The sequence below is a fragment of the Candidatus Xenohaliotis californiensis genome (genome assembly GCF_963930935.1).
GTDB lineage: Bacteria > Pseudomonadota > Alphaproteobacteria > Rickettsiales > CAWVOK01 > Xenohaliotis > Xenohaliotis californiensis.
In genome coordinates, this window is record NZ_CAWVOK010000007.1 from 1 (window position 1) to 12342 (window position 12342).

Here is a 12342-nt window from a genome sequence, read left to right on the forward strand (position 1 = left end):
ATATAGCCTGGCTCCTTGTTGCTATAACTAATGTTGGTGAATTTTGAATCTGGAGTGCATTGATAATCTGCACTACTTGAGGAACCCAACGCAGTGCAGATTAGAGTGGAAATTGCTCCCATTCCTGCACCACCACCAACAGTATGACTATAAACATTGCCAAATCTAACCCTACCAGTACCAGGTTTACCATCATCTATTTTTTTATCTAAAGAGGACAACACATATGAGCTAATATGAGTTGAAAAAGGGGTTGCTGTTGTAGCATAGCCCTCTTTATGTCTACCAATCAACATTATAGAATTGCCACTTGGAACTGTGTTTAGATCTTTTGCTTTTGTTGTTTTATTATAAATTTGACTATGAATACTAAGATTATCTTTATTATTAATCCAATACCCAGGTATGAATGGCAGATCTTTGTCAAGATTTCTTGATAAGGGAAGTTTGTTGCCATTACTATTCTCTGGCACACCACAACCTAACTTATTCAATGGCAAGTAATTAGATAATGCTAGATGACAGTTAGCTATATCACATTCTGCTGGATAATCATCTCTGTGATTTTGTGCAACAGCCACATAACCATCTCCATCGCCAGCAATATATGCTGCATTCATACCATCTTTTATTAATACAAATTCTGCAGTAACCTTATTACAAGTACTTTTAATATCATCTTCTAGCCATACTTTTGCTGTATCTGGGAAGTCACCTGGTAGATAGTTGTATTGAAGATAAATTAAACACTGCACTATCAAATATGTTAATCTCATCAATAATTCTCTGTATCTCTGCAGCTGTAAATAAACTTCTGCCTTGCATTACTGTCACAATCAACAAAGTCATAATTGATATTGTAATCAGTGTTTCAACTAATGAAACTCCAGATAACTTTCTGTATTGTGTAATCATAATTGTATATTTTGTTGTATTGTTTTAATATAAACAAGCTAATTGTTACTATTGTTATATCCAATACATTAATAAAAAATAAAAATATAAACTCTCTGCATTTTATATGCAAAATAAATATTAACTGAAGCTGTTATTATGTGTGTTGCTATTGTATAAATAGGATCATTTTTATTGTTAATTTTTGGAAAAAAACATAGAGTATGTTATCAGCCAACATAAGATATTCCATAAAAATCTTTGATTTAGCTTGTTCCCATACTATGATTTGTATATTTTTCTTTCATTATAGAAAAGTGAGAAAATATAAAAAACAATTTCAAATAAAAAGATATTATGTCTTTATAATTTTTAGTAAAATTGCTGATTTTTCATCAGGTTAGTTAATAAAAATATTAACAAATAAGAGTATATATCCCCATCAAAACTATAGAGAAATACTTTATTACTTATAAAAAATGTTTGTTTAATGTTTTTAGTCAATATGACCCAATGCACATTCTTGTTTAGACATTTCCATAGTCATGTACAATAATTTAAACATTTTACACTTATTAAAATAGCTAAAATATAACATAAGGAGGTGGAGGATAGTCCCTAAATACAGATATATTAGAAATAATTATAGTAATATTTATAACAGCATAACTAATATAAATTATGCTTTGTAGATAAACTTTTGCTATTTTGCTATAAGCATTAGCAATTAAAGTTGATATATTTGCTTTCATAAACACCAATCACAAAAATTTTATACAAAAAAATATTGACACAAATATTTTATTCCTCAATTTCTAAAATGTAATTATATACATATATATAAATATCAGTTAAATATTAATTTAATAGAAATTTTTCTAAAATATTTTTTAACTATCTACAACTATGACAACAAATAGCCAAAGGCATAATTCAAGATTGATAGATTATTTCCTTAATTCACTTAATGCAGAAAAAGCAATAAGTACAAATACATTAGTTGCTTATAAAACAGACATTAAACTTTTTGCACAAACAAGAGAGAAGGCAATAGATAGTGTGAGCAGAGGGGAAATAGAAAGTTATATTTATAAATTGTTCAGCAGTGGTATTAAAAAAAGCTCTATAGCAAGAAAAGTGTCAGCATTTAGATCATTTTATAAATTTCTTTATGTGGAAGGCATAATTTCATCTAATGTGCATCAATTTTTACAAATCCCCAAAAAAGAACAAAAATTACCAAACTTTCTTACACAAGACACAGTAAAGCACATTAATTTTGACAAAAATAAACATTCTAAATCAATGCTACAAGCATACACATTGTTTGAAATTCTTTATGGTTGTGGACTTAGAATATCTGAGGCACTTAATCTAACCATTAGTGGCATTAAAAGTGATAATAATGGCGGTAGCTATGCAGTGATTAGAGGCAAAGGCTCTAAAGAAAGAATTGTGCCACTGCCTAGAAACACTGAGAGTGCATTATTGCATTTTATAGCTAATAATGTAGCAAACAATACACACAATATAAAAAAATTTATTTTTTTTAACAATAGAAATAAAAAACCTATAACTAGGCAATATGCATATAAAATAATAAAAAACTTGTTTTCTAGTCTTGAGATTGATAACAACAATATATCACCCCACACCATAAGACACACTTATGCAGTGCATTTGCTGGAGAATGGCATGGATATACGAGTTATTCAAGATCTTCTTGGACATGCACAACTATCAACTACGCAAATATACACAACCTTAAATAGAGACACAATACGAAAAACCATGGATAAAACTCATCCTATAAACAAAATGGACTCACAGTGTTAAGGTGAGAGATGTATTGATAAAAAATTTCAAATAAAAAAAATTCAAACAGTGTATGTGTTTGTGACATTAATTTAGAATGTTTATTTTTATCAATGGTGTTGCATGTATTTAGAATAAAGATTTCTTGCTGTATTTTTTGCTGAGCAAACTTTATGCTGCTGTCTAAAAACCTAAGGTAAAAAGTAAAAGAAGTTATTAAAAGTTAAAAATAAGAATTAATAGAAAGTTAAAAATAATAATATAAATTAATTAAGCATATTATTATTAAAATTAATAAACTTAGCTGTATTTTAAATACTGATTGCTATTATTGATTAAGAATAAAATGAAGTGAATATTCTAACTCCTAGTTGGTTTTATTATCAAATAAAAATTTTTCATTAGCATAGCTCACCTTATTATCATATAGATAAAAGTTTTTTGCTTTACAAAATTATTTTACTGCTTTTTTTAACATATAGTTGACACATTCAACACACATTTGTATTGCTATGCTGACTTTGTTATTATATGATGGATAAAATAATTGATATTTACAGTTAGTATTATTGTTTAATAATTAAAACTGTTGTATTATTACAATGCTGAATATTTTATAACTTGCATTATTTGATATTTTCAATATTCTTTATTAATATATCTGAAAAGGACTAAAATTTGGCTAACAATAGATTTGATTACAAAATGCTTAACATGGGCATCCAAGCATCAGAAGTTAAGTTAATTGATGATGATGGCAATATGCTAGGCATTATGAGCAAAGAAAATGCCTTAAAAATTGCTGAGGAAAAAGGACTTGATCTTGTTCTTATATCAAATGCAGAAAATACACCAGTATGCAAGACTATAGACTATGGTAAGCATAAGTACAATATGCAAAAAAAATCGCAAAAAACAAAGAAAAAACAGAAAAATATTGAATTAAAAGAATTAAAGATTAGGCCATCAATACAGCAGCATGACTATCAGGTAAAAATAAATAAAGCCAAAAAATTTCTTACTAGTGGTAATAAAGTTAAATTTATAATGAGGTTACGAGGTCGTGAGTTAATGTTTAAACAGCATGGTCATGACTTGTTTGTTAAAATCAATGAAGATCTATTAGAACTGGGGAAAATTAGTCAGCAGCATTCACAAAAAGACTTAGAAAATGGTTATTTATTTTGCATATATACCCCAAATACAACAAAGTAAAAAAAAATTATCTATTTTCTCTTATACTATAAATTTATAATAGGATTATATTAATGCCATTAAAAGATAGTTATATTAATGGTACTGCTCATGAAGCACCCTTGTCTGAAGATTATAGCATGAAGCACAGTATTAGAAGATTAAAAAAAGTACTAGATTCAGATAAAATTTCTGACTCTGATGCAAAACAGATTCTATCTGCCAAAGCAAGCAGATCAATGGCAAGCTATAAGGCTGTACATAGTGCTGTTGATAAATTGCGTGCAAAATATTGGTATAATTTTACAGCAAAAGAACTTGAACAAATGGGGTATAAAAGTAATACAGAGCTTGAAAGAAGATACCAAGATCTTGCAAAACAAACTGTGTTTGAAATGTCTAAAAAACATACTGCTGATAATTATGCTCTTATTAGACAAGCAAATAAAGAAGATAAAACAAAAATTAGATTAGTTCCTAATGCATGCAAAGCTATGGAAAATCCTTTTTCTTTTCATTATAAGTTTAATCTTTTATCTAAATTTATGGCTAAACCATTTAAAAAAATATTGCGACCATTTCTCAGAAAAATTAATAAATATAAAAATTATAATAGTGTAGTTTCTGCATGCAATAAAAAAAATGCATTTATTTTCTCCTCTGGAAAATACAAAGGCATGACTGCTCCTGCTTTTCAATTGCAAATTAGTCCAAGAGAGAAGCCCATAAGAACACTACTTTCTGCTGCACCAATCTACCACCTGAAACAACATGTTGGCACACTGCACAAAGGACTTGCTTATAATGATGCTATGCAAATATGGAAAAGTGGATTTGTTGATAATGATATCTATGAGTTAGTTGCAAAAATGGAAAGTATTTCCCAAAGACCAAATAGAGAATGGCATCCTTTAGCATTGCACCTTATGGAAGAAAAGGGTTTTGTTGCTCAAGAGCATATAAGTTTAGATGATTTCATGGGCTGTGTAAGTGCAATACAAAGAAATTATAAAAAAGAAAAATCAGCTAGCCAAAGGAGTAAACAGCCAAGATTGTATCAATATATTCATTCAAGTATGGATATGAATGTCAATGATATTAAAGAAAAATTAGCAGCTATCTTTACAGCTATACAGAACAATACTGAAATACCAAAACAAGATCAAGGAACTGCAAAAATTATAAAACAATATGTTGGCAAAAAGTTAGGAAAAAAGATTGCAATACCAAAAGATATGTTGAGATCTGAAGATTTCCAAGAGTTTTTAGCATTTAAAAAAAATGTATCAAGGTTAATTGGTGATGTGTACTCAGCTAATCCCTCAATTCAAGAACCAGCAGAAGAAGTAATACAAAATGTGTGGCTTAATATGATGCTAGAAAAAACTTCGGAGGATAAACAAGAACAACGGGTTCAAAAGATTGCACAACTTGAACTAAAAAAAAATAAGAAAATGTATCATATTGTATATAGAATCTTAGCGCCAGTATATAAGCAGATTGCAGCTACAGCCAAAGAATCAGAGTATTGTAAAGCTTGTTGGGCAGTAAAAGCCAAAAATCAAGCACTTGTTGAGTTGTTAAACAATCCTCAAGAGAATACTAGTGCACTAAAAAATGCAATGCACAAATGGTTAAAGAATGAACAACCAAATTCTGAGTCTGTGGCTAGATTTGCAATGGAAGTTGAGAAAACTTGGTGTGCCATAGCAGAAAATAAACAAGCTTCAGAGATGGATGCAGATATTGTTACAGCATTAAATGGCATAATAGAAGATTATACAGGTACTGACAAATTACCAGAGCTAGAAGTACTAACAGAAAATTCTATAAAAAATACAGAATGCTATTACGATACTCTTTATAAAGCTGGCATATATAAAGATAAAAAAATTTTAGATATAAGAAAACCCAGTTTAGCAGCAGAGATGCTTAGAGAATGGAATAATGCTGTAGACAATAAGAAGTCATTTATAACATGGATAGGCAATCAAAGAAAAGAGAGTGCTAGAGAGATTAGTAAAATGTCACTATCTTCAAGATATTCAAATAATCATCCCAATGAACAATGGGCACGAATGTTATATGAAGCTGGCGCTCAATATAAAAAAATATTTCAGATTAATTTTTGGGATAAGGATTTTGTACAAGCATTAAATAGCAGTTATCCTATTGTATTTTACGATGAAAAAAAAGATACAGTAGTATATTTTTACCCCAAAGAAGAAGAGAATGACAAAATAATGCATATATCAACTGACTCAAATAATGCCATTACCACAAAGGTGGCACAAATTTTGAAAGATCCAGAAAATACAATTGATAACCAAGCTGTGGGTATAAAAAACTTTACTATAAAAGAAGTGAAAATGTCCAGTGATGGCACAAAACAAACCATAGAGTCTGAGAAAGATCTAAGTTTTGCATTTTATGTCAAATATCCTGATTATCAACAATATGATTTCAGCCCCGAGAGCATGTCACCATTGTTAGATTGGGTAAATAATGTTGTGCTACCAGATGTAGATAAATTAGGCCACCAGAATGTGCTTACAGTGTCCAATTGCCATGCTGGAGTCAACAGAAGTCAATGTGCACTAACTTTATTGGATAGCATATACCGTCAAAAATTAATGTTCAATGAGTTAAGGCAGAATAAAGAAATAGGCAGTGTGGATGAATTAACTTTAGCAAAAATGTTTAATAACATTTGTCAAGAAAACTCAGCAAAAGATCTTCTAGCATTAATAACACAAATAACTGCACAGGGGAATGGCATGCAATATTCACAATATCGTAACACTGCTAATGCTCTTACAATGCAAACTCAGGACAATATTGTTAATGCAGTAAAATCAAGGCTTAAGACAGCTGTCCTTTCCCCAAAAGAATTAACATCCCATGAATTATTTCATGATGTTGGTATGGATATTAATATTGAACATAGCCAACATAACCAAGAAAAAAGGCGGGGTTAATCCTTTTCGTGTATCAATTAGTTGTTAACTGTAATTTTAACAATAATGAAAATTGGCAAGTAAGTAGATTATAATTTTGATTATAGAAAACTTATCCTAAACCAGCAAACTGCAGGAAGCTACTAACATCATCATTGTGCAAAAAGTTTGGACTAAAAAAATCATGACTTGAGGCATTTTCTACTACATGGCCATCTGCAACAAATATAACATTTTCTGCAATTTTTTGTGCCAACATAACATCATGTGTAACCATAATAATTCCAATATTACTTTTGCGCAGCTCAGAGACTGTTTGTATAAATTTTTCTTTCATTGTTGGATCAAGGTTTGCAGTAGGCTCATCCATAACCAAAAGCTTAATATCCATAATTAATGACCTAATAATTGCTACTCTTTGTTTTTGTCCACCGGAAAGGCTATTAACATTGTTCATTTGAAGATTAATAAGTCCAAATTTTTCTAACAAGATGTTTGCTTTAACTTTTGTTTCTGCGGCACTTTTACCCATAACATGAACTGGCGCATAAACAATATTCTCAATAACATTCATATTGTGAAACAGATTGCATGACTGCAAAACAAATCCAATCTTGTTACGTATTGCTTTAATATTTTTTGGTAGCAGTGAAAGTCCATCAACTAAAACAGAGCCACTATCTGGATATACTAATCCATTGATAATTTTTGCCATAGTGGTTTTACCAGATCCCGAACATCCCAAAATAACAGTAGATTTATTATTCGCTATCTCACAACTAATACCTTTTAACACTTTTTTACCAGAAAAACTTTTATGCACATTGAAGAAAACCACTGCCATTTTACACCTTCTTATTTGTGATTTTTATCAAGAGCAATGTCAAAATGGATAATGTATAATAAAATATACCAGCAACAGCTAATGGAAAAAAATAGTTATAATGTTCAATGCCTATAGTATTAGCTCTGTGCATAATCTCTCCACCTCCTATTACAGATATAATGGCTGATTCTTTAATTAAATCTATAACTTCATTTATAAAAGATGGAGCAGAATGTCTAAAAATTTGTGGTAAAACAATATCGCGATATTTTTGCACTGTAGATAAATTTAAACTATCTGCTGCCTCTAGTTGTCCAGGATCAAAATTAACAATCCCACCTTGCACTATGCTGGCCATGTATGCTGAAGAGTTTAATGAAAGTGATAGAATTCCAGCAACCCAAACAGGTATTGAACCAGTAATGTTAGGTAATGTAAAATAAATAATACCTAATTGCAAAAGCAATGGTGTTCCTCGAAATACAGATATGTAAAATGATATAAACAATTTAATAACTCTTGGACTCAAGACAGCAACAAGAGCCAGCGAACAACCTAGCAATAAACCACCAATTATACTAATCAGTGCATAAAATATAGTAACCCATACACCATTAAATATATAATATATAGTATCTAAGTAGTATATATTATTCTTTTGCTGGTTATTTAGGATTGATGTACTGTCACGATCTATATCAGGCATACATTTATCATTAATAAACCACTTGTTACTTAAATAATCTATTACACCAGAATCATTTAATTTTTTTATAGCATTGTTAACTATATTAATTAAAGGAGGTACAGAAGGGAATGCAAATACATAATTTCCACCACCTTCTACCATGGATAATGAAAATTTTTTGTAAGAATTTACATAGCCTTTAGCTTGCTCCCATTCAAGTAATACAAAATTAACTAACCCCGATTTTAAAGCTTGTACAGCTAGGTTATTATTAGGAAACGTTAGTATAATGGAATTTTTATAATAATTACGTAGAAATATCTCCATTGCTGTCCCTTCTTGCACAGCAATATGTGCTACATCTCCCCACTTAATTTTTTGATCATATTTGTTAAAAATTATCCCAAAATTTGAATTGTAATATGGCATGGAAAATGATAGCAATTTGTTTTGCATACGTTTTTCAGTAATGTTAATTGCAGATACTGCCATATCCAGTTGTGTCTTAGATAGAATTGTCACAATAGATGAAAATGGTAAACATCTAAAAATAATATCCTTGCCAATATGTTGAGCTACCTTGAGTGTTAAATCAACATCAAAACCAACTAATTTATTATTTTTTAGAAATTCAAATGGTGGAAAGTCAGGTGATATACCAACAATAAGTGGCTCACCACCAAAATCACCAATCCTTATGTTGCACTTAACGTAATTAGCATTATATTGTGATGTTTTACTTTGTGCAACAAATGGTAGCAAAAAAACAAAGAGATAAGCAAAGAATCTAGATTTGAGCACAAAAACACAACCATATTTCATACATTAAAAATAGTAAATTTTTTACTAAATTAGTCAATAAAAATAGTGGGTATATTTATTTATATAATCATATCTTTATTCCTAAAATTTGTTAAATGAAAGCCCAGCAATACTGGAGATAAATTTAGGTGCATTGGATGCTTTTTTATAATTGGATTATTTAGCTGTTGTTAATTGGTTTTTTGTAGCATTAGAAGAAGTAGAGATAGCAAAGGATGAAAAATGCCCAACAGAAACAGTAACTCAACAAGTAAAACAATTATATGTAATGAAGATGATTTTGTAAAAACATATGAAACATATATAGGAAGAGAGTTAACACTGTGGGTAAGGCAAAACAATAAACAGCAAGTAGAAAATAACAGACAAACAAAAATATTGCTGAAGGTAATCAGAGATTTTTTCTTAATTGAAAACACTAATGGCAGGTTTGACTTTTTACATAGTGTGCAAAAAAAATTTAAGTTAATAAATTTACCAACAAAAAATCAATGGTTAGACAAAGCATCAAGAATGCCAATATCTATCTTGAAAATGATAACTAAATACTCATCACAAAAAAAAAACAACTTTGCAATCAATAAGCTGGATCTGGCAAAACTTGAGAGCAAAATCAAAACAAATGCTAATAAGCTATATAAAAAACATACTTATGGATGCTCAGTACAAAAGGCAGTAAAATACATAAATTCTACAAAAGTATCCTGTTTATTAACAAATAAATTAACTTATAGTCACGAAAACAATCATGCTTGGTATGCTTATTATCAATATAATATTACAGAAGCACAAAAAATAATGTTAAGAACAGGTTGCAGAATTATTATTGCTTTGTCACTAAAATCAATATGTCCAAGACCAGCATACAAGAAGAATAATACAGATATTGAAATTGCCTGTAAAAAAATAGTTACACTTCTTAAGACCATACACAATACTCAAATCACCCTAATGATAAATACTGACAAAATTATTGAGTATGCTTTTATAATTAGTATTTTAGAAAAATTGGCAAAGAATAATGAGGTGGACATTAATAACAAAATTGGTGTTACCATGCAAGCTTATAAAAAGGATTGTTTGGAATTTTTAAATGCTATTATTAATTTGTGCACAATGCTAAATAAAAAAATATTGGTTAGATTGGTAAAAGGAGGAAACTGGCAATATGAAGTTAATGAAGCCAAAAGGAACCATTGCTGTCCAGCTATTTTTACAAAAAAGATAAGTACAGAAATAGCTTATTTAGCTTGTGCAAAAAAACTAATAGAATCACAAAATTATGTAACTATATGTTTTGCAACCAATAACACAACTACTATTCAAGGCATAAAGAAGTTACTCAACAAAACTCTATGTGAATTTCATTACATGCCCAGCATAATTGATGTTGAAAAAATAAAAGAAATTATAGGAAATAATGCTATATATGTTCCTCATATAATCATTGGCAACCAAAAAAACACACTTCCATTATTGACACACATACTGTTAAATATGGGACAATTAGTTAGCACAGACAAAACAAGCTATAAAATAATAAATGATCATACTTTATGTAGAATGAACAACTTTATTTTTACACAAATCTATAACAAAGAACAAAGCAATATAGCTGGAAAGACAAATCTTACTACCATTTCTACTGTAAAAGATATAGATCATGTAATTAGTAGAATAGCCAAGCAAAAAAATTCACTGCACAACAACAGTACAAATCCACAAAAAAAAATAGACATTGTAATACAGTCAATACTCAACAGTATACAAAACATAATTACAGCAACAATTATAGAATGTGGTAAAATAGAAGATGTTGCCATCAAAGAGATTGTTGCAACAATTAAACATTTGTCTTGGTATAAAACCATCTGGTCAAACAAAAATATAGTTAGCAATAATAAAGTATTTCTATGTCTTGAATACGAGAGTCCACAAATTAAAGACTTGGTGGTAAATATAATTTTAGCCTTGTTAACATCTCATCCAGTTATAGTTGTTAGCAATCCAAACTATAGCTTAGTGTGCAATGAAATTGTCAAAACAATATTAGAATCAAACATCTTTTGTAAAAATACACTATTGCACATGAGCACCAATGATATCAATGGGATAAAAAAATTATGCTTAAACAACAATGCTTTAGCTAGTATAACCAACAGTAATGAAAGCAGGATTATTAAATATATTGCAAAGAAAATGGTTGATAGAAAAAAAAAGCTAACAATTAGCAGCCTTGAGAGAAAAGAGGTGATTGTGGTTTTAGATAACTCTGTTTCTTTTTGGGAAATTTGTGATCATATTATCAATCAATCATTTATACACTTTGCACAAAGCCATTCAATAAGTTTACTGTGCATACATGAAGATATTTATAAAAAAACATTATTTGCACTAATGGCAGCAATAGAATGTTTAAATATTGACAGCATTACTAGCTCAAAGTATGGTATAAGCCTTTTAACAAGCTATGAGTATAATGCCTGTAAGAAACATTATAAAAAAATGTTATCAAAGACTATTTACCAAAGTTTTGATATACAACAAAACACAAGATTATTTCCTCCAACGCTTTACAGTGTGAATAGTGTTTCATATTTAAAAAATAATCCAATTGGTCCTGTGTTAGGTGTAATGAAATATGCAAATAAAGATCTAATAAAGCTATTGCACAAAATAGAGAAAATTGATAACAATCACATAGTTGAGCTATATACTAGGATTTCTAATGTTGCAAAGATATCTCAATGGAAGACAACAAATCTTGCTTTATGTATCAACAGTACTGCAGATTCTAATCTAGGCAAACCAAGTAAGATTACAATGAAAAAGAAAATAAATGAGTTTATTGTACATAGCTCAAAAAAGAAAAGAATTAGATATTTTTCAGAATTCTATAACTTATAATAGGGAATTTTTAAATTATAGAAGTATATAATAAATTATTACAATATAATTATTAAATAAATATACCAACAATGACCCAACACTCCAAATCATTGCCTAACAATAAGTTTAGTTAATTCATGACTACTACTCTATATCTTTTTTTATCTCTTATATACATTAGTTATAATAACAAGGAGCCAGTTCATTTGATCTATCAACCAAAATGGCTGCATGATTTAACTGAGAATTAGATTAAA

At 29.3% G+C, this 12342-nt stretch carries 8 protein-coding genes; 4 read left to right on the forward strand and 4 right to left on the reverse strand.

Features of this window, described 5'->3' with window-relative positions; genetic code table 11:
- On the reverse strand, positions 1–755 hold a 755-nt coding region (locus AABI72_RS00935), incomplete at its 3' end, for a hypothetical protein (protein WP_338363536.1).
- Positions 712–915 carry a hypothetical protein gene (locus AABI72_RS00940; protein ID WP_338363538.1) on the reverse strand — a complete coding sequence of 68 codons (204 nt, stop codon included), beginning with the start codon at positions 913–915 and terminating at the stop codon, positions 712–714. The genes AABI72_RS00935 and AABI72_RS00940, both read right to left, overlap by 44 nt.
- 885 nt (positions 916–1800) lie before the next feature.
- Between AABI72_RS00940 and AABI72_RS00945 the strand changes: the two genes are divergently transcribed.
- The 3 genes from AABI72_RS00945 to AABI72_RS00955 all read left to right on the forward strand — a co-directional run bounded on the left by AABI72_RS00945 (position 1801) and on the right by AABI72_RS00955 (position 6881).
- A complete protein-coding gene (locus AABI72_RS00945) occupies positions 1801–2730 on the forward strand; it encodes a tyrosine-type recombinase/integrase (RefSeq protein ID WP_338363540.1) in 930 nt (309 codons plus the stop codon).
- A 693-nt stretch (positions 2731–3423) separates the two neighbouring features.
- On the forward strand, positions 3424–3924 hold the full coding sequence (gene infC / locus AABI72_RS00950; protein ID WP_338363543.1) for a translation initiation factor IF-3: 501 nt from the start codon (positions 3424–3426) through the stop codon (positions 3922–3924).
- 53 nt (positions 3925–3977) lie between these two features.
- Positions 3978–6881 carry a hypothetical protein gene (locus tag AABI72_RS00955; RefSeq protein ID WP_338363544.1) on the forward strand — a complete coding sequence of 968 codons (2904 nt, stop codon included), beginning with the start codon at positions 3978–3980 and terminating at the stop codon, positions 6879–6881.
- A 91-nt stretch (positions 6882–6972) separates the two neighbouring features.
- Here the strand turns inward: AABI72_RS00955 and AABI72_RS00960 are convergent, their stop codons facing one another.
- Both AABI72_RS00960 and AABI72_RS00965 read right to left on the reverse strand, forming a co-directional pair.
- The gene (locus tag AABI72_RS00960; protein WP_338363546.1) at positions 6973–7704 is read right to left on the reverse strand and encodes an amino acid ABC transporter ATP-binding protein; all 732 of its coding nucleotides are present in this window, start codon (positions 7702–7704) and stop codon (positions 6973–6975) included.
- Position 7705: 1 nt separating this feature from the next.
- The gene (locus AABI72_RS00965; protein WP_338363549.1) at positions 7706–9175 is read right to left on the reverse strand and encodes an ABC transporter substrate-binding protein/permease; all 1470 of its coding nucleotides are present in this window, start codon (positions 9173–9175) and stop codon (positions 7706–7708) included.
- A 243-nt stretch (positions 9176–9418) separates the two neighbouring features.
- Between AABI72_RS00965 and AABI72_RS00970 the strand changes: the two genes are divergently transcribed.
- A complete protein-coding gene (locus AABI72_RS00970; RefSeq protein WP_338363550.1) occupies positions 9419–12103 on the forward strand; it encodes a proline dehydrogenase family protein in 2685 nt (894 codons plus the stop codon).
- The last annotated feature ends 239 nt before the right edge of the window (positions 12104–12342 follow it).

Excerpts from the sequence above, each read along its gene's own strand:
- AABI72_RS00940 (WP_338363538.1), bottom strand. The coding sequence starts at position 915 with ATGATTACACAATACAGAAAGTTATCTGGAGTTTCATTAGTTGAAACA.
- AABI72_RS00945 (WP_338363540.1), top strand. The coding sequence starts at position 1,801 with ATGACAACAAATAGCCAAAGGCATAATTCAAGATTGATAGATTATTTC.
- infC (WP_338363543.1), top strand. The coding sequence starts at position 3,424 with ATGGGCATCCAAGCATCAGAAGTTAAGTTAATTGATGATGATGGCAAT.
- AABI72_RS00955 (WP_338363544.1), top strand. The coding sequence starts at position 3,978 with ATGCCATTAAAAGATAGTTATATTAATGGTACTGCTCATGAAGCACCC.
- AABI72_RS00960 (WP_338363546.1), bottom strand. The coding sequence starts at position 7,704 with ATGGCAGTGGTTTTCTTCAATGTGCATAAAAGTTTTTCTGGTAAAAAA.
- AABI72_RS00970 (WP_338363550.1), top strand. The coding sequence starts at position 9,419 with ATGCCCAACAGAAACAGTAACTCAACAAGTAAAACAATTATATGTAAT.